Annotated in this window: 15 protein-coding genes; 8 read left to right on the plus strand and 7 right to left on the minus strand. The window is 40.3% G+C overall.

Going from position 1 to position 18,585, the window contains the following annotated elements; translation table 11 throughout:
* Nucleotides 1-11 precede the first annotated feature (11 nt).
* Complete coding sequence (locus ACWATR_RS11255) at nucleotides 12-1,424, plus strand: cytochrome P450 (protein WP_460332269.1); 1,413 nt, start codon at nucleotides 12-14, stop codon at nucleotides 1,422-1,424.
* Nucleotides 1,425-1,674: 250 nt separating this feature from the next.
* Here ACWATR_RS11255 and ACWATR_RS11260 read toward each other — a convergent pair whose 3' ends face one another.
* Complete coding sequence (locus ACWATR_RS11260; protein WP_460332271.1) at nucleotides 1,675-7,353, minus strand: trifunctional serine/threonine-protein kinase/ATP-binding protein/sensor histidine kinase; 5,679 nt, start codon at nucleotides 7,351-7,353, stop codon at nucleotides 1,675-1,677.
* A gap of 636 nt (nucleotides 7,354-7,989) precedes the next feature.
* Nucleotides 7,990-8,661: a response regulator gene (locus ACWATR_RS11265; RefSeq protein ID WP_460332273.1), complete on the minus strand. Its 672-nt coding sequence runs from the start codon at nucleotides 8,659-8,661 to the stop codon at nucleotides 7,990-7,992.
* 236 nt (nucleotides 8,662-8,897) lie between these two features.
* On the opposite strand from ACWATR_RS11265, the gene lipA reads away from it, so the two are divergent.
* Genes lipA through psaX form a run of 3 tightly spaced genes read left to right on the plus strand, consistent with a single transcriptional unit; the run spans nucleotide 8,898 to nucleotide 10,123 of the window.
* Nucleotides 8,898-9,812 carry a lipoyl synthase gene (gene lipA / locus ACWATR_RS11270; RefSeq protein WP_460340341.1) on the plus strand — a complete coding sequence of 305 codons (915 nt, stop codon included), beginning with the start codon at nucleotides 8,898-8,900 and terminating at the stop codon, nucleotides 9,810-9,812.
* The gene (locus tag ACWATR_RS11275; RefSeq protein ID WP_460332275.1) at nucleotides 9,784-9,954 is read left to right on the plus strand and encodes a hypothetical protein; all 171 of its coding nucleotides are present in this window, start codon (nucleotides 9,784-9,786) and stop codon (nucleotides 9,952-9,954) included. Before lipA ends, ACWATR_RS11275 begins: the two co-directional genes overlap by 29 nt.
* A 28-nt stretch (nucleotides 9,955-9,982) precedes the next feature.
* On the plus strand, nucleotides 9,983-10,123 hold the full coding sequence (gene psaX / locus ACWATR_RS11280; RefSeq protein ID WP_069070068.1) for a photosystem I protein PsaX: 141 nt from the start codon (nucleotides 9,983-9,985) through the stop codon (nucleotides 10,121-10,123).
* Between the two features lie 21 nt (nucleotides 10,124-10,144).
* Here psaX and ACWATR_RS11285 read toward each other — a convergent pair whose 3' ends face one another.
* Nucleotides 10,145-11,011, minus strand: coding sequence for a branched-chain amino acid ABC transporter permease (locus tag ACWATR_RS11285; protein WP_069070067.1), 867 nt, complete (start codon nucleotides 11,009-11,011; stop codon nucleotides 10,145-10,147).
* 206 nt (nucleotides 11,012-11,217) lie between these two features.
* Here ACWATR_RS11285 and hrmK point away from each other — a divergent pair, with 206 nt between their 5' ends.
* Both hrmK and larE read left to right on the plus strand, forming a co-directional pair.
* Nucleotides 11,218-13,056: a hybrid histidine kinase/response regulator HrmK gene (gene hrmK, locus ACWATR_RS11290; RefSeq protein ID WP_460332278.1), complete on the plus strand. Its 1,839-nt coding sequence runs from the start codon at nucleotides 11,218-11,220 to the stop codon at nucleotides 13,054-13,056.
* 123 nt (nucleotides 13,057-13,179) lie between these two features.
* Nucleotides 13,180-14,007: an ATP-dependent sacrificial sulfur transferase LarE gene (gene larE / locus ACWATR_RS11295; RefSeq protein ID WP_460340344.1), complete on the plus strand. Its 828-nt coding sequence runs from the start codon at nucleotides 13,180-13,182 to the stop codon at nucleotides 14,005-14,007.
* Nucleotides 14,008-14,017: 10 nt separating this feature from the next.
* Here larE and ACWATR_RS11300 read toward each other — a convergent pair whose 3' ends face one another.
* Both ACWATR_RS11300 and ACWATR_RS11305 read right to left on the minus strand, forming a co-directional pair.
* A complete protein-coding gene (locus ACWATR_RS11300; RefSeq protein WP_460340347.1) occupies nucleotides 14,018-14,374 on the minus strand; it encodes a DUF4864 domain-containing protein in 357 nt (118 codons plus the stop codon).
* Between the two features lie 70 nt (nucleotides 14,375-14,444).
* Nucleotides 14,445-15,497: an SGNH/GDSL hydrolase family protein gene (locus tag ACWATR_RS11305; RefSeq protein WP_460332280.1), complete on the minus strand. Its 1,053-nt coding sequence runs from the start codon at nucleotides 15,495-15,497 to the stop codon at nucleotides 14,445-14,447.
* A gap of 558 nt (nucleotides 15,498-16,055) precedes the next feature.
* Here ACWATR_RS11305 and ACWATR_RS11310 point away from each other — a divergent pair.
* Together ACWATR_RS11310 and ACWATR_RS11315 are read left to right on the plus strand one after the other, a co-directional pair.
* Nucleotides 16,056-16,268 carry a helix-turn-helix domain-containing protein gene (locus ACWATR_RS11310; RefSeq protein WP_460340350.1) on the plus strand — a complete coding sequence of 71 codons (213 nt, stop codon included), beginning with the start codon at nucleotides 16,056-16,058 and terminating at the stop codon, nucleotides 16,266-16,268.
* 330 nt (nucleotides 16,269-16,598) lie between these two features.
* Nucleotides 16,599-16,793: a hypothetical protein gene (locus ACWATR_RS11315; RefSeq protein ID WP_073640193.1), complete on the plus strand. Its 195-nt coding sequence runs from the start codon at nucleotides 16,599-16,601 to the stop codon at nucleotides 16,791-16,793.
* Between the two features lie 73 nt (nucleotides 16,794-16,866).
* On the opposite strand, the gene ACWATR_RS11320 is transcribed toward ACWATR_RS11315, so the two are convergent.
* Both ACWATR_RS11320 and cynS read right to left on the minus strand, forming a co-directional pair.
* Nucleotides 16,867-17,772, minus strand: a complete 906-nt coding sequence (locus tag ACWATR_RS11320; RefSeq protein ID WP_460332282.1) for a DNA-methyltransferase — start codon at nucleotides 17,770-17,772, stop codon at nucleotides 16,867-16,869.
* A 231-nt stretch (nucleotides 17,773-18,003) separates the two neighbouring features.
* A complete protein-coding gene (gene cynS / locus ACWATR_RS11325; RefSeq protein WP_460332284.1) occupies nucleotides 18,004-18,444 on the minus strand; it encodes a cyanase in 441 nt (146 codons plus the stop codon).
* Between the last annotated feature and the right edge of the window lie 141 nt (nucleotides 18,445-18,585).

Here is an 18,585-nt window from a genome sequence, read left to right on the forward strand (position 1 = left end):
TTAAAATTAACATGCAACTACCTAATCCTCTCAAAACTCCTTCTTTACTACAAAAGCTTCATTGGGTTGCCGACCCTGTGGGCTACATGGAAAATGCTGCTCAACAATATCCGGACATTTTTACTGGTAGGACAATTGGCTTTGGGGACACTATAGTATTTGTGAATCATCCTCAGGCAATCCAAGAAATTTTAACGAATGATAGAAAAAAATTTGTAGCCGCCGGTGAACTCAACAGAATTACTGAAGCCTTTGTGGGAGAAAATTCAATTCTCATGCTTGATGGCAGCCCTCACAAATGGCTACGACAATTGATGACGCCTTGTTTTCATGGACAGCGAATGCAAGTCTACGGCCAACTAATCTGTAATCTGAGCGATAGAGTATTTAGTCAGTTACCACTTGATCAGCCCTTTTTGGCTCGTAATGTCGCACAGAACATATCCTTGGAACTCATATTACAGATTGTATTAGGCTTGTATGAAGGAGAAAGATTTGAGAAACTTAAGCATCTACTGCCATTGATGTTAGATTTGTTTCGCTCACCCCTCACTTCCAGTTTTTTCTTTTTCCGATTCTTGCAACAGGATTTAGGAGCTTGGAGTCCTTGGGGAAAATTTCTGCGCGATCGGGAGACAATCTATCAATTGCTCTATGCCGAAATTGCCGAACGCCGACAAAAACCTAATTCAGAACGCGTCGATATCCTCTCATTACTGATGTCAGCTCAAGATGAAACTGGTCAATTAATGACAGATCATCAATTGCGCGATCAGTTGATGAGCCTAATAATTGCAGGATATGAAACTACTGCAACAGCAATAGCTTGGGGATTCTATTGGATTTACCATAAGCCGCTAGTCCGTGAAAAACTTTTCAAGGAACTGGATACCCTTGGTGATTTCCCAGATCCTATGAGCATTTATCGACTGTCATATCTCACTGCTATCTGTAATGAAACTTTGCGAATTCATCCTGTTTTGATGATTTTATTCCCTAGAGTGGTACGAGAATCAGTTGAACTTTTGGGACATCCTTTAGAGCCTGGAACAGTATTGCTTCCCAGTGTTTATCTTACTCATCAACGCGAAGATTTATATCCTCAACCTAAGGAGTTTCGACCAGAGCGCTTTATAGAACGCCAATTTTCTCCCTATGAATTTCTGCCTTTTGGTGGTGGTGTCCGTCGTTGTATGGGTGAGGCTTTAGCCTTATTTCAAATGAAACTAGTATTAGCCACCATCCTGTCACGTTATCAGTTCGCACTAGTTAATCAGCAACCTGAGCGACTTCAGCGCCGAGGTTTTACCCTAGCACCTGCTAGTGGAATCAAGATGGTAGTTACAGGACGACGTGCGCCTTTAGAGTCTTTAGTAAAGATGACAACTACATCCGTATCTAGTAGCTTGTTAGAGTTGTTTTGATGAGTCTTAGAAATCACCCAGTTTGTCACAAAACTGGGTTTTTAGGATTTTAGAGTGGGTCGAGTAAAGCAAAACTCGAAAAACTTACAAATGTTCAGTTTCATTTTACTTAACCCAACTTTGTATTTTAAAAGAAGTGTTACTATAGCAATCCGTGCAAGAGTTACGAATAAAAAGATCCCCGACTTCTTCAAGAAGTCGGGGAGTTGAGCATATCGATGGAGAGCAAATCAGATAGGATTGCCATAGTCTAGATATCTGGTTGTTGCATCGGTATCTCAATAGTAAACTCAGTCCCCTTTCCTAATGTGGAATCACAGGTTAAAGTACCCTTGTGTTTGTCCACAATAATCTGATAGCTAATCGACAACCCCAACCCCGTGCCACTTCCTACCGACTTGGTGGTAAAAAATGGGTCAAATATTTTCTGCTGTACTGCTTTTGTCATACCAGAACCGTTATCGGCAATTTTAATTATTGCTGTATTATAATCTGTTAGTTCAGTAAAGATGTGAATTTGTCCTACTCTATGAGAAGTCGCTAAAGCATCTATATCTTTTGTTGTTTGTTCTTTGTCATTTACCAATGATGGATGATCAATTAAAAATGCATCTTGTAAAGCATCAATCGCATTACTCAAGACATTCATAAACACCTGATTGAGTTGACCAGGGTAACAAATAACTTCCGGTAATTTTCCGTATTCTTTGATTACTTCAATTTCAGCAAAATTGCTCTGTTCTTTAAATCGGTGTTGCAAAATCATTAAGCTGTTTTCTATTCCCTCATGAACATCCACAGGCTTCATCTCAGATTCATCTAGGCGAGAAAAGTTGCGTAAACCTAAAACAATATTCCGGATACGCGAACTCCCCACTTTCATTGAATCTAGAATCTTTGGCAAGTCTTCTGATAGAAAATCTATGTCAATCTCCTCAGCTTTTTCCTCAATTAAAGGCGAAGGACGGGGATATTCCTGCTGATAAACAACTACCAAATCCAGCAAATCTTGGACATACTCACTAGCATGAGTAATATTGCCATTAATAAAGTTAATAGGGTTATTGATTTCATGGGCAATTCCTGCCACCATTTGTCCTAAAGAAGACATTTTTTCATTTTGAATCAATTGGATTTGGGTACGTTGCAATTCTTGTAGAGTTTGTTGTAAACAGTGATTTTTGTCGTTGAGTTCCTGCGTTCTTTCCTGGACTTTTTCCTCTAGGGTATGGTTGTATTCCTCCAAGGTTTCTTTAGCTTGTGCCAAATTTTTGTAGAGGATAGCATTCTCTAGGGATATTGCTGCTTGAGTAGTAAGTAGTTTGAGGACTTCTACGCGATCGCGTGTAAATGCTCCTGTCGTCAGATGATTTTCTAGGTAGATAATTCCAATCAATTTACCTTGATTTAGAAGAGGTATAGACAACAAACTCTTAGGTTCTTCACTCAGAATGTAGCTATCACAGGCTAAAAAGGAAACAGTCATTGCATCATCAATAACCAAAATTTCTTTGGAGCGCTTAACGTAGTTAATCAAAGTAATAGGAACATCGTAGCTTGACTCCAAAGAAATTGATGGAAACTCTGTGTATATATGGTCAAAATTTGAACTTGAGCAAACCGCTGTAACAGTTAATGCTAAGTTATCACCTTCGCTCAAAATTAAAGCGCATTTAGAAGCTCCTGCATTCTCCATCACAACTTCCATCAAAGTAGAAAGTAGTCGCTCAAGCTCGATTTCGCCAGAGAGTGCTTGAGATGCTTTAATAAATGCGGCTAAATCCAGAGAATCAGAAATACTTGTCTTCGAGCCAATAACAGTTTGTTGATTACTCAGGGTAGATAAAGATGATATAGATGTGTTATGTAAAGAAGTGCTTTCCTCACTGGAATAGATACTCAGTTTTTCTTGCTGAAATATAGGAGCCAGTAATTGGGGATAACGTTTTGTCAAATCCTCAACTTTGGCTAACGCTCCCCAGCGAACATAGCTATAGTAAGCATCTGTTAGGTAGGTTTGGGCAATCTTATGTTTACCCCATTCTAAATAGAATTTGGCGGTAAGTTCTTGAGCGAGGGCTTCTTCATTAATATACTCATGTTTTTTGGCAAGGAAGATAGCGCGATCGTATAATTCCATTGCTTCGAGATATTGACTTCCAATCCGATAGCGTTCAGCCTCTACAAGATAATATTTGTGCAAATAATTCATTGGAGCATGATGTGCCCAATGCTCCATTTTTTCTTGATTGGCTTGAACCCGATCGAGAATGCATTTTTGCTCAGATTTAGATACGTCAAAATACACAGCTAGACCTGCCAGAGAATCATAAAAATGGAAAACTGGAATAACTAGATGTCCTGTTGCTGCATCTAAATATTTTTTCGCCAGTGTGGCATTTTCAACTGCCTGATGAAATTCTTGAAATAGATAACAGAGATGAAGTTTGCTGACATAGAGATATAGAAGTCCGAGTCCATCTTTAGTTTCCAAGTGAATCGGCAGCATTTTCTCTTCGTTATAAATTTCACCAATTAAACAAGAAGATTTATCTGCACGCCCTAGCAAGTTCAATACACTTTGCCGGTAAATAGTACCCCATTGTAATACTGTTTCTTGCTTGATTTGTCTGATGGCATTATTGTAATTTGCTATTTCTTGTTCTAGCCCTGATAGTTCTCTACCGATAAAATATGAACAGTAAGAAGAAGCATGTAGAGAATAAGCTGCAAACTCTAAATCTCCTGTTTCCGTGGCAATAAAATAAGCTTCCAACAAAGGTTTTAATATTTCTTTTGCGTGTTCCTTCCAAGGTCTAACAAGTGGATGAAAAGATCCAATTATCTTCGCACTAATTTCTTTGATTTTTAACTTAGACAAAAGATTTGTAGCTAGTTTACCAAATTGATACCCGGACTCAATATCTCCCACTAGCGCACATAGGATTACTCCATAATTAACATAGGCAAAGGCAGACGATGGTGCATTGCCATATTGTAGGGATAAATTTATCTGTTTAACAATAATCAGTGGTAATAGTTCAGGAATAGCTTGATAGGTTAAAGCATGAATATTCGATAAAATACTCATTACTGCTAGCATTTTAGCTTCTGTCATTTTTGGCAGGTTAATTAAATCTTCAATATCCCTACCAGCCAGATTTGAGGCTATTTCTCCCATTACTAGCTGAACATCAGATTGGCTTGGATGTTCAGGAAACTCTACTTCTAAAAGCTTCAAAAAGGCTAGTGCAGTATTAATTCCTTTGAGTGCTTGGTTCTGTGCCCCAGATGCTTTAATTTTTACCTCGTAAGCTTTAACTTTATCTATAAGAGTTTTCCCTTGTACCAATACTATCTCTGCTAATTGCTCGGTTTGCCTAAAGTCGCCAGCTAAATACGCTGCCTCTGCTGCTGTCTCATACAAAGCTAGGATTAGCTTATATTGAGTTTCCCAACTATCATCTGACAGCAGTTGGATGCCGGTAGTTAAATACTTCACAGCAATGGGATAAGCTGTTGATGCTAAAGCTTTACGTCCAGCAATTAGATTCATCTGGGCTAGTTCATCTCGTTTAGCTTGAGGAGAGATGAATTCCACTGCGATATTAAACTGATTGACAAGCTCAAAAATCCTTTCTTCCTGTTCTACAACTGGAATATTGTTCAACAACAGTAGTCCAATTTTTAAGTGAATTGGCTTTTTTTGTTCTTCGGGAATCAAAGAATAAGCAGCTTGCTGTACTCGGTCATGGACGAATTTATATTTAGGTAGCTGTGAATTAGAATGTGAAAGTTGTGTAGATTCTATCCCGTGAACAATAGATTCTTGATTATTATTCTCTTTTGAAAAGATATTGTAGTTTTCAGTCTGTGGTAAAACTAGCCCATCAAGTAATGCTTGCCATAAGTCTGATGCTGTATCTACTATAGATTTTTCATTGACGATCGCTAGAGTTTTTAGGTCAAATTGATTCCCAATACAAGCAGCCAGTTTGAGAACTTTTTGGGTATATATTGGCAATTTTTCTATTTGCAGTCCGATAAATTCTACGACATCATCTGTAAGAGCTAATTCTTTAATTTTTGAAATATCATACTGCCAATAACCAGTATCAAAATTTAATACAATTAGCCCATCATCGTGTAAAGATTTGAGAAATTCAACGGAAAAGAAGGGGTTGCCTTTAGTTTTGGCAAATACCATCTGGGTGAGAGGAACACCAACTGCTTCAGAGCAATGAAGAGTATCTGTAATGAGATGATTTAAATCACCCTGATTTAACGGTGCTAGGACGATTGTATTAATAGTTGCTCCTGCTTGTTCAATCTCCTGTAGTGTTAAATAAAGCGGATGCACCTTTGAAACTTCATTATCTCGATAAGAACCAATTAACAATAAACCACCCTGATTTTCATGTATTTGTTCTGTCTCTTCTGAAAGTGAAGAGAAGCTACTCTCACACATTAATAGCTGAATTAATTTCAAAGAAGCCGTATCTGCCCATTGCAAGTCATCGATAAATATGACCAGGGGATGTGCTTTTGTAGTAAAGATTTGGATGAATTTTTGAAACAATAAATTGAACCGATTTTGGGCAGCACTACCAGATATCTCTGTAACCGGAGGTTGCTTGCCAATAATCTGTTCGAGTTCAGGAATGACATCAATAATTACCTGAGTTTGTGTACCTAACTCTCGCAGTATTTTGACTTTCCATTGTTGAATTTGGGCATCAGTTTCCGAGAGGAGTTGCCCGATTAAGTCTCGAAAAGCTTGCACCAATCCTGATAAGGGAATGTCACGTTGAAACTGGTCAAATTTTCCTTTGATGAAGTAACTACGCTGCCGTACAATGGGTTTGTGGACTTCGTTGACTACAGCAGTTTTGCCAATGCCAGAGAAACCTGCAACTAATATCATTTCTGTTGCCCCGTCTGCCACGCGCCCAAAGGCGGCGAGTAGGGTTTCAACTTCACTCTGACGACCATAGAGTTTTTCGGGGATTACGAAACGGTCTGAGATGTCTTTCACCCCTAGTTCAAAGAGGGCAATATTTCCTGTTTCTTGCCACTGGCTTTGGCACACCTCCAAGTCATACTTTAATCCCAAAGAACTCTGATAACGGTCTTCAGCATTTTTTGCCATCAACTTGCTGATAATGTCAGACAAAATTAGCGGAATATCAGAGTTAATTCGGCTTGCTCTTAGTGGTTGTTTGGCAATGTGAGAGTAAACTAACTCCATCGGATCTTTAGCGGTGAAGGGTAACTGTCCGGTGAGGAGTTGAAAGAAGGTGACGCCGAGAGAATAAAAATCAGTGCGGTAGTCGATACCTCGGTTCATCCTTCCGGTTTGTTCTGGAGAAATGTAAGCTAGAGTGCCTTCTAAGATGTTGGGATTGGTGAGAAATTGAATTTCTCTTGGTAGGAGGGTGGCAATACTAAAGTCGATGAGTTTTATTTCATCTGTGGTAGGGTTTATTAGGATATTGGCAGGCTTGATGTCTTTGTGAATGATGCGATCGCGATGCAGTCTTTCAAGGGTAGAAGCAATTTTAATAGCAATATGGAAAAACTCATTGAGGGAAAGCCAGTTTTCCTTTTTCCCCTTGTCCCCCAGTCGCCAGTCTTGGAGGGAAATGCCGCCAAAATCTTCCATTACTAAGACGTAGCTGTTACGGTAGCTTTCTAAGCTATAAGTTTTGACTATGCCAGGAAGCTCAAGGTTTTTGGTGATGATATATTGATTTCGGAACTGAGCGATTTCCGCAAACGTCGGATATTCGTTCCGCATCAATTTGAGAACGACTGGTTTTTTGTCTTTTTCTCTAATGGCCCGATAAACCAGGGTTTTACTACCTGAGTAGATATCCTCGGTAATGCGATAACCAGGAAATGCATATAAAGTATCTAATACTACTAACATTGCAAACTATGCTCATAATTCTTGTTTCTATGGCTTATTATTCCCGTGCTAAGACTGTCCGTATCATTAAATAGGCTTTTTTTGTTTAATTTGTCTTAAAAAATATAATTTATAATATAGTTTTCATGAATATCTGAATCTTGAACTATGTAATTATGGAAAGGCTAAAAGCTAGAAGGTTTATAAGGATATTGCTACCAAATGTATCTGATAAATATTTGCTATTACTACTTTTGATCTGTGGACTAGCTTTCAAATTTTGATGTAGATTTTGGATGAGCAGACTAAATAACAAAAAAGCCTGCCGTTCTCCTTAGCTTAAGAGGAAACTGTGGCAGGTTTCATGAGTATTGGGCTGCTTTACTAGACTAACAACTGAGTTCAACTCCTTCTTATGTAAAGACGCTATGTGTAGCTGACTTCACCATAGGAGTATGGATAATTTAAAATTCAAAATTCAGAAATTTATAGAGGTGCAGATAATCGCTAGTTATTTTTTCCTGTTTTTGAATTTTGTTGTCAAAGATGATTTGTCAACATAAGTGTTTTTGAACTAATTATTTTTACCCACTTTTAACCGGACACCCGTTATTAGAGACGGTGTATTTTTGGCTGCGATAATAACGAGTACAAATGCTACTTGATTTTTTGTTTAATAAAAGTCACAACCTGAGTTAGCTGTTTCTTCAAACCATCAATTTCTGCTTGCATTTTGACAATTTTCTCGTTCAACGCATTAATTTCTGCGTTGGAGACTCCTCCTGTACTAGGATCTGCATTGCTTGCCGCCGTAGGCATCGCAACAGTTGCAATACTGGAGGCTGCGTTGCTTGCCACCGTAGACATCGTAGCAGTTGCAACACTAGAGGCTGTAGCGGTGCTACTTTTAACAGCAACTCCTGCTCCGACTGCGACGAGTTCTGGGCGTGGCTGTTTCGCCTTGGTCATAGCTAACTTAATTGCGCTAATTAGTTGCTTCTGATCAAAAGGCTTGCCTAGAAATTCAAAATATTCAAAGGGTTCGGTAATTTTCTCAGTCACCTCTTCCTTGCGACCAGACATGATCACTAAAGGAATTTTCCTTAACTCCGGATCGGCTTGAACTTTCTGGAAAACCTCCCAGCCACTCATTTTAGGCAACAGGAAATCCAGCATAATCAGGCTGAGTTTTTCCTGAAGGATAAAATTCAGTCCTTCCAAACCATCTTTTGCTTCCAGTACCTCAAAATTGCCCGGAGGCAACATTTCTCGTACTTTTACCCTGACAACTGTAGTGTCATCGATAACTAAAATCTTGTTGCTTGCCACGACTGTTTGCTCTAACAGAAACTATAAGTGTAAATAGCGGCCTTGCCGATTGTCCTTGAGAATCCTCCCACTATATACAAAATTTCTAGCAATTGGGGGATAGTATATTTCGGTATAAATGACATTGCTAGAGGTGTTTTGCAAAACTTCTATTTTTGTTATGGGTAATTTATGTCATCGTGATATTTAAAGCTTAAACTTGCCCCACAGTTCCTTTGGATCTTGCTTGAATGTCTATGATTTCGTCACAACAAGCCGAACTCAAGTCTGAAATTACGGCAATGCCTAGCTGGTTACGTCGCCCTATTGCCAAAGCCAGTGAAATCTCTACCGTACAACGCATTATTAAGCAGCGCCAGATTCACACGATTTGCGAAGAAGGGCGCTGTCCCAATCGGGGAGAGTGCTATGCCCAAAAAACTGCAACTTTCTTACTAATGGGGCCTACCTGTACACGTTCTTGTGCTTTCTGTCAAGTAGATAAAGGTCATGCACCAATGCCTCTTGATTTAGAGGAACCCCAAAAGGTAGCACAGGCGGTGCAGCTTTTAGGATTGCGTTATGTGGTGCTGACTTCTGTAGCCCGTGATGACTTGCCCGATCAGGGTGCAGGGCATTTTGTAGAGACGATCGCGACTATCCGCCAATTGAACCCAGAGACTCAAATTGAAGTGCTGACCCCAGATTTTTGGGGTGGCGCTGGTGTTGGGGAATCAGGTCAACGCCAGCGGATAGCGATGATTGTGAAAGCCAAACCAGCTTGTTTCAATCACAATATTGAGACAGTAAGACGCTTAACTGGGCCAGTGCGTCGGGGAGCCAAGTACGATCGCTCGCTTTTAGTCCTGGCTATGGTCAAAGAAATAGATTCAACAATTCCCACCAAATCAGGTTTGATGCTGGGACACGGGGAAACACTTGATGAAGTCGTTGAAGCAATGGCCGATTTAAGGGCTGTAGAGTGCGATCGCTTGACTATCGGGCAGTATATGCGTCCAACTCTTGAACATTTGCCAGTCCAAAAATATTGGACTCCAGAGGAATTCGAGCAACTTGGCATATTAGCATGGGAAATGGGATTCAATCATGTTCGTTCCGGGCCTCTGGTTCGCAGTTCCTATCATGCTGGAGAAGAGGGAGCGGGGGGATGAGGAAGCAGGGGGAGCAGGGGAAGAAATAACCAATGCTCCATACCCAATACCCAATCCCCAATCCCCAATCCCCAATCCCCAACTTCACACAAATATTCTTAAAGAATTTGGGTATTTGGTACGCCAGTTTGGTATTTCTTAAAAAGTCCTGACATTAGGAGAATCACATTATGACTGCTAAAACAACGAAGAATTCCGCAGTTGCCGACAGTGGAGCTAAACCTCCCTACGCTTATCGCACAGGCTGGGCATTGTTCTTGTTGGCTATCAATTTCCTGGTAGCAGCCTGGTATTTCCACATTATTGAATAATTAGAAGTGGAATGGTGCTGCTCAAATCGTCCCTTTGAATAAACCTTTGGGACGAATGAGCAGCACCAAAATCATGATCAACAGTGCTACACCTTGTTTGTACTGTGAACCCAGCCAAGGAGTGCTAATTTCCTGGACAATGCCAATGATAAAAGCTGCTGCGATCGCACCGTAGGGATTGCCAATGCCACCAAGTATTACTGAGGCAAATAATGGTAAAATTAGAAACCATCCCATGTTCGGGCGCACGGCTGTAATTAACCCATACATACTGCCGCCTAATGACGTAAGAGTGCCCGCAATTAGCCAAGTCCAGAAAATTACTCGGTCAACATTGATACCTGAAACCCTAGCTAAGTCCAGATCGTCGGCAACTGCTCGCATTGCCTTGCCAATTTTGGTATTTTGCAGCAGGTAATGCAACGCCAAAATTGCTAGCACCGCTAACCCCAATACCAATAATTGATTTTGCGGCACTTTTAAACCCAAAATATCTAAAGCCGGAGTAACAGGTAAATTATAATTTTGGTTCTTGCCACCCCAGATAAAAATAATCCCATTGCGAAGAAATAAGGCAAGTCCAATAGAAATAATAATCAGCGTAGTGGAAGTAGCACGAATAGAGCGCATCTTTGACCACAACAACTTTTCCGATAACAGCATTGCTGCTACTGTTCCCGCCGCTGCCAAAATCATTGACAGCCAAATATTAACTCCAATAGTGTTTATCAGCCAAGTCAGATAGGCTCCTAAAGTGAGAAAGTCACCATGAGCAAAGTTAGATAGCCGTAAAATTCCGTATGTAAGAGTCAGTCCAACTGCGGCTAGAGCAATAATGCTCCCCACCGCAATCCCATTAACGATTAGTTGGGCGAATTGTGTATCCATGAGTCTTAAGTTACTTTTAAAAAATTTTAGGTCAGTGGCTCATAAAATATTTTTTTTGGTCTAGCTGCTAAACTCGACATCATAAGCTATGGTTTATAACAACATAAGTTATGGTTTATAAATAAAAAAGAATTGTCGGCTAATATACATAGAATCCTATTCGGATTTTTATGCAAAGCTAAACTTGTTCAGCGGTCTAGTTGACCATGCAGCAGTATTCAAGCTTATCAGACCAGAACTCACAGATAGATGTAACGCCAAAACTTTTGAGAACAATTGAGCAACTTCGCGCACAGCTGTGGCTGGAGAGCAGCTTGAACAAGTTGCAAAGTCGCCTTAATGATTGCCTGCTTTCTGCTTGTAACACTGTCCCACAGGCAGGAGCCGCACAAGCGGAAATTCTCCAAACTGTGGTTAACGAAATTAACAGTGCTGTTAACAGTAGTAATTTGGTGCTTGCAGATTGTGCCGTAGGCATCGCTCTGTTTCAACCACAAGAAACTGTTGCCACAGTTTGCTATATTTCTCGTTCTCCATCCCCAAACTCACAACCTTTATTTCTAGAAGTGCTGACAGCAGAAAAAAAGCTGCTGTTGAGATTGCAAGAGGCCATAAAACTCGAAGATTTGCAACAGCTTGAGAATCAACAACCACCCAGCGCTTGGCGGTTGGCTGATGATTCTGGCAGCGTCATGGGTTGGCTAATTATCGCCGCAACGCCCCTAAGCTCTGATCGTGAGTCGTTCATAAAATCACAAGCTCAACTCAGATCACAATTGATGGCAAGGTCTGCCAAGTACTGTACTACAGCTTTGGTACAACTTAGACACATCCTATCTTGGGAGCAACGGTATCAACAGTTAAGTAATTCTAATCAAGAATTGGAGCGCACCAATCAACTCAAAAATCAGTTTTTGGCAAATACCAGTCACGAAATTCGCACACCACTTAGTTCCATTATTGGTTTTACCCACCTGCTTTTAGCTCCAGGGTACGAACCAACTAGAGAACGCCAGCAAGAGTATTTAAATATCATTCAGTCTAGCGGCAAGCACCTGCTAGCTCTGATTAATGATATTTTGGATCTCTCTAAAATTGAAGCAAATCAGCTGGAAGTGCAGTGGGAAAAAGTAGATGTGCCAGTGCTGTGTAGCAACGTTTTGGCACTGGTGAAAGAGAAAGCCGCTAATAAGGGTTTGAAACTGTGCTTAGAACTTGAACCTGATATCACAACCCTAGTAGCTGACCCCTTACGACTCAAGCAAATGCTGTTGAATTTACTCTTCAACGCCCTAAAGTTTACTAGTAAAGGAAGTGTTGGTTTACAGGTTGTTTCCAAAGGTGTATCTGTGCATTTTACAGTTTGGGATACTGGCAGTGGCATTTCCCAAGAAGACCAAATTCAACTGTTTCAACCCTATTTCCAAATTGCCAAGGCCGTAGCTGATGGTGTTGAAGGTACTGGTTTGGGTTTAGCAGTTACTCAGAAACTTGCCCAAATTCATGGTGGTTCGGTGAAAGTTGAATCTGAAGTAGATTGCGGCTCCCGTTTTACCCTCGTACTTCCCCTTAAGCAAGAGGTGGGAGTGGGAGGAGATGAGGAAGTAGGGGAAGATGAGGGAGCAAGGGAAGCAAAATTTTCCTCATTTCCTCTGCCTTTCACCCCTAGTTCTTCTGTAGAAATTTTGCTGGTAGAAAATGACTTACCCAACGCTGATTTGATGCAAATTTATCTACGTAAATTGGGATATCAAGTGACTTGGGTTAAGAATGCTGCCGAGATGTGGGAAACTCTAACTGAGTTAGAGCCTGTGGTGATTTTAATGGATGTTTATCTAGCAGATGGAAATGGTCTTAACTTGGTGCAACAACTGCGAGAACATCCACAATATCGGACGATTCCGGTAATTGTTCAAACAGCAATGGCAATGAAAGGCGATCGCGAAACTTGTCTAGCCGCTGGTGTAAATGACTATATTTCTAAACCAATTGATTTACCACTTTTAGCCAGTCTGGTGGCTAAGTACAGCAAACCGCCAATATAGAGAGGCAGAGGGAGAATAAATAACCCATTCCCAATGCCCAATGCCCAATGCCCAATGCCCAATAACTAATGACTACAATAGTGTTTATTGGGTGCTATAGGGTTTTGGCAGGATTGGGAAATGATGCTGACAGAAAAATTTGAGCAATTAAGAGCTTTATTTCAAGAAATGGAGCAGGCGTTGATTGCCTACTCTGGGGGCGTTGATAGCACTTTGGTTGCCAAAATTGCTTATGATGTCTTGGGCGATCGCGCTTTGGCTGTAACTGCTGTTTCTCCTTCGCTGTTGCCAGAAGAGTTGGAAGACGCCAAAATTCAAGCTGCAACTATTGGGATTCCTCATAAAATCGTCCATACTCACGAGATGGAAAATCCCAATTACACCTCTAACCCGGTTAATCGCTGTTATTTTTGCAAAAGTGAGTTGCACGACACTCTCAAACCTTTAGCTTTAGAGTTGGGTTATCCCTATGTAGTGGATGGGGTAAATGCTGATGATTTGCATGATTATCGCCCAGGAATTCAGGCGGCTAAGGAAAGAGGGGCGCGATCGCCTTTAGCAGAAGTGGGTGTAAGCAAAGTTGAAGTTCGCCAACTTTCACAACAACTTGGTTTACCTTGGTGGGATAAACCTGCTCAACCTTGCCTCAGTTCTCGGTTTCCTTACGGTGAAGAGATTACTGTCACTAAGTTGCAACGAGTTGGTAGAGGAGAAATTTATCTGCGAAAGCTAGGTTGGCAGAATTTGCGTGTGCGATCGGAAGGGGATACAGCACGCATTGAATTACCACCAGAACAAATTAAAGAGTTTGTGTTGACTAATGATTTACAAACATTAGTTTCTGCATTCCAAGATTTTGGATTTATCTATGTAACCTTAGATTTGGAAGGTTATCGTAGCGGTAAGTTGAATCAGGTTTTGAATCGGGAAGCTTTGGGCGTTAAAGCATAATATTTTTAATTTATTTACCTTCTAGAGAAACTAGAAAGCAACCGTTAATCCTCCAGATATTATCGGGCTGTTTTTCCATAAAATATAAAGCCCTCAAGGGAACTCCATCAGGAGAAAGTAGCAGCACTGGTTGAGTTATGTTTCCCTGGATGGTTGTTACCTTTTCAAAAAAAACAGAACGAGGACGGTATACTGCCGGGTAGCTTGTCTTTACCATCTGCATAAAATTTTCTGGGTTTCCGAATTGCGCCTGAATTGCTGGACTAGCGAAGGCAAAAGCACCTTGGGCATCATCCTTTTTAAAGGCTGCCAATTGGTGTTCAATTACAGAACGGATGTTGATGGTATCGCTGTCAGTAACTTCCATAAATGTAAAAATTGCGTAGGCGCAGCCCGTCGTAGACATCGCTCCAAATGTCGGCCAAGCGATCGCTCAATTACTCACGCTGAGTGAGCTTGTATTCTATCTGCTGTAGTGCTGTTCGCCACACATCATATCCTTCTTGAGACAGGTGCAATCCATCTGTAGTCAACTCTGGGCGCAAATTACCTTCCATATCCGTAAACCAGCTATAAATATTTAGATAATTAGCGCCTTCTTGTTTGGCAATCAGGGTTAGTTGTGTGTTGATGTTACGAATGCGGCTATTGGAAAGTTTTGGTAGGCGAGTCGGCAAAATTGATTGGACAATGATTTGAGTTTGGGGATGAGTCTGCCTTAAACGACGGACAATCCGGCGATAATTACGCAAAATTGCTTGATCGCTATCACCTTTTCGTAAGTCGTTAATCCCAGCCATAATGTAAATTACATTTGGCCGTGTTGCCGAAAATGCTCCTAATCTTTTTAAAACACCACTGGAAGTATCTCCAGATATGCCTTGATTTAGCCACAATTTACCAGCAGGTAGTTTTTCTTTAGGAAACCACATGCTTAAAGAATCACCAACTAAGATACTTAGATGATTGGCACCTTGACCTTGAGCGATCGCTCTCGCTTCTAAAGCTAATAAACTTTTCCAGTCGTCATAAGTTAGTTGACGTTTCTTGATCGACTCCCACAATGATTGCAAATTATCACTATTTACGCGTGTATAAATCTGACCTGTTTTCAGAGCCGCCAATCTTTGGTAGTAAAGCTGATTGCCAGATGTCAATAAGAGGCTAGTTGCTTGGGCGCTAGGGTTGATTAGTGACTCTGTTGCGGCTGGTAATCCCTGACTGCTGAATTCTGGTACGCTAGGGACGTTTTTCTCACCTACTGTTGGCTGCGAACTTTTTAGGGGTTGGAACGCTTGACCGCTGAGTTCTGGTAAGGAGAGATCAACGTTGGGGATAATTTTTGTACTGACTATTGCCTGCGAACCCTGTTTTAAATCCCACAGGAATTTAGAACTTTCGGGCAGGACAATTGACAAATGTGGAAGAGCCGATGCTGGTATTGCTAATCCTGTTAACAAGCCTGCTGCCAACAGATAAGGGTCCCTCATCGTTTTCTCTCTCCTCTACTCACTGCTTTTCCCTATGACAGCATTAGTTGCCTGTATTCAGGAAAATTTTACTTCGGTTAAGTTATTATTCTTATTTACACTGTATAGTTCTGTAAAGCGTGTTCACGAGATTATATTTGACAATTTACGATCTCTTTAAAGTACGGTTTTCTCGGTGGTATAGAAGTCTCTTTTGTGAGAATCTTTCTACTGAAAGCATTGTTGTCATCAACCGACCACTTTCCACAACTCAGTTGTCACAAATATTGTAAGTGTTTGCAAACTTGGTGATTAGTGAGTAATTTTTGAGTATCTCAGGACAGAGGCTTTTGCTTTTGATATTGGTAATATAGGAAATAACCATTTGATTTCATGTTTCTAGATTTCAGTAAATTGTAGCGATCGCATGAGAGTTTGCTAGACGGAGAGGCGATGTCTGACCACAAGCGGTTTCTCTACGATACGCTCCATGTAGCTTGCTTTTTTGCAGAAGCACACGTCTACCCTTTTTAATTTCTCATATTAAATTAAGCGGTGCAAATGCATCAGTTATCAAATATGGGATTAGTCAGATTAAAGATTCGAGAACTAGCAAAAGAGAAAGGATGGACACTAAAAGAAGTTTCTGACCGTTCTGGGGTAATTTACAGCACAGTTAGAAGTTATGCGCGTCGTCCTGGAATGATGACAGTTGACTTTACTGCTATCCACAAATTAGCTCGCACCTTTGATGTGACAATTGAAGACTTAGTGGAAATTCTAGAGGAATAGGCAAAAGTTTGACTGTTTAGAATATTGATATCATACGATGATGTGTCCTGAGTGAGCAAGCATCAAGTCTACCACTTCTTCTAAGATACACGGGTGTGTTAGCAGAGAGTAACGCACCATTCCAAGCTTGTAGTGACGTACTCTTGGCAATACATACTCTACGTGTATTTCAAGAATAAAATACTAGTCCTATATACGTAATTTTAAAATTTATGTTTACTCATTGAAGTATGAGTTGAAACACATTTAAATTAAGTTTTACCTCTAGAGAATAACCTCATTGAAAGTGCTAAGATTTAGGCTGAATCATTAGTGTTTTCCTTTTATTACGTGGCTAGAGCTAGTACAGCGATTGGTGTCAGTCCCATTATTAAAGAGATTGTGCAAAAACAGGCACATTCGACACGTTTGACCCTAAAAGAAGTTATTCTCATGGGAATGTTAGCTATTGACAAACTAGATGATCAAGGTCGTCAAGAGCTAGCGGATCAAGTTCATCAAATGCAGGTAAATGGAGAAATTTAAGTGAGTAATTATGAGTTATGAGTTATGAGTTATAAATTTTAACTTCTTGCTCCTGACTCTTCACTTAATTTGGTTATTCGCCAAATCGATAATGACTTCCCATTACATAATTCTCATTAATTTCAAAAGAAATCCATCGGCGTTGCAGAGTTTCAGCAACAAAGCCGGTTGTATTAGAACCTGCAAATGGATCTAATACCATATCACCTTCATCAGTTAAGAATTTGATGAAGAACTCGGCGAACCCTTGAGGAAAACGTGCTGGATGGGGTCTAATTTCTGCTGTTTTGCAGCGTCGTAAATAAGCACTATTAGATTCAGTATTCGCAATTTCTAGCAAATTCGGGGGAATTGCACCCTGGTTATCCTTTTGGAATTTATCAGAAATATCATGTCCACTAGGACGTATTTTTGCTTTATAACCATTTTTGAGTAATTGTTTCATACTTTGGCTATAGGGCTTTAAAACTTTTCTGTTATCTGCTTTAGGATGCGGTGTTTTAGACAACCACCAAACTGTATTGACTGAATCTTTGACGCGAATTCGCCTGATTGTCACCCACTCAGCAGGGGTTGGCAGTCGAGCCGGATTATAGTGGTAAAATTCTTGAGCGAGAAAGAAACCTACTTCTTTGCATAACCTCACTAAAAGTTCATATTGGTAGATACTCCGCACGGGATTACCAGGTAGGTAAGCGCCGCCTAAATCTAGTACGAATGAGCCATTCTCTGTGAGTACTCTTTTAAATTCAGATGCGAAAGGTAGGAACCACTCAATATATTTTTCAGCGGTTTCGTTACCGTATTCTTTTTTGCGGGTGAGTGCGAACGGAGGTGATGTGATAATTAAATTAATACTATTATCATCAATGAATTTAATAAGTTTAAGGCTATCACCTAAATATGCTGCTCCGTTCTGCTGGGTATAATAGGGATTAAAAATTATTTCTTTTGGTGGCGTTATTGGTTCTTCTTGCAAGATTTATAAAATCATCTCATTTTTTCTAGTTATAACTTGTTTTGGTATTGTTCCAAGATTTAATTTTAACAGTTATTTTTTAACGCATAGGCGCTTCTCTACGAGAAGCTACGCGAACGCCTTCCCGTAGGATAGGGACACAGAAGAAAGTGCAAATTAACGCAGCGGAGTATATTAACTTTGTATCCCTGTGGATGAGAATATACTCCTGAAATAAGTAAGACTGAAACACTACCACTTTTTGTATGGTAAAAATTTACCAGACATAATGATTTTAACGCGATCGCCTTTGGGGTCTTCTTCTTTTTCTATATCTAAGGTAAAGTCAATGGCACTCATAATCCCGTCACCAAACTTTTCTTGAATTACTTCCTTAATGGGGAAACCATAAACTTGCATAATCTCGTAGAAACGATAAATCAATGGGTCAGTTGGTACAACTGGGCCTAATCCTTTTATAGGATATTCAGTCAATTCTTTAATATAACTACCATCTAACCCCAATGCTTCAACTAGTAACTTAGCTTCTTCCTCGGAAGCACTAGCTTGCCGATAGAATAAAGCAGCAATCCATACTTCATCACGTCCGATAACTTTTTCCAAATCGGCAAAGCTTAGTTTTTTTTCTTGTTTCGCGGCTAATAGCTTTTGAGTAATTTCGGGAAGGGACATTTGATAACTCCTAGGGTAATAACTCCTAGGGTAAATGATATGGTTTTTTTACAACAAGTTTATTCAAAAGCTAGCTGTATTTTTAGTTTCCTATAAAAGCTATCATTGCGAACGCCAGCACCCGACAATCTTTTATGAGTT

The sequence above is a fragment of the Nostoc sp. UIC 10890 genome (assembly GCF_054786515.1).

Coding starts and splice junctions, on each gene's coding strand:
- ACWATR_RS11255 (WP_460332269.1), top strand. CDS start 12: ATGCAACTACCTAATCCTCTCAAAACTCCTTCTTTACTACAAAAGCTT.
- ACWATR_RS11260 (WP_460332271.1), bottom strand. CDS start 7,353: ATGTTAGTAGTATTAGATACTTTATATGCATTTCCTGGTTATCGCATT.
- lipA (WP_460340341.1), top strand. CDS start 8,898: ATGATTTCGTCACAACAAGCCGAACTCAAGTCTGAAATTACGGCAATG.
- ACWATR_RS11275 (WP_460332275.1), top strand. CDS start 9,784: ATGCTGGAGAAGAGGGAGCGGGGGGATGAGGAAGCAGGGGGAGCAGGG.
- psaX (WP_069070068.1), top strand. CDS start 9,983: ATGACTGCTAAAACAACGAAGAATTCCGCAGTTGCCGACAGTGGAGCT.
- ACWATR_RS11285 (WP_069070067.1), bottom strand. CDS start 11,011: ATGGATACACAATTCGCCCAACTAATCGTTAATGGGATTGCGGTGGGG.
- hrmK (WP_460332278.1), top strand. CDS start 11,218: ATGCAGCAGTATTCAAGCTTATCAGACCAGAACTCACAGATAGATGTA.
- larE (WP_460340344.1), top strand. CDS start 13,180: ATGCTGACAGAAAAATTTGAGCAATTAAGAGCTTTATTTCAAGAAATG.
- ACWATR_RS11300 (WP_460340347.1), bottom strand. CDS start 14,374: ATGGAAGTTACTGACAGCGATACCATCAACATCCGTTCTGTAATTGAA.
- ACWATR_RS11305 (WP_460332280.1), bottom strand. CDS start 15,497: ATGAGGGACCCTTATCTGTTGGCAGCAGGCTTGTTAACAGGATTAGCA.
- ACWATR_RS11310 (WP_460340350.1), top strand. CDS start 16,056: ATGGGATTAGTCAGATTAAAGATTCGAGAACTAGCAAAAGAGAAAGGA.
- cynS (WP_460332284.1), bottom strand. CDS start 18,444: ATGTCCCTTCCCGAAATTACTCAAAAGCTATTAGCCGCGAAACAAGAA.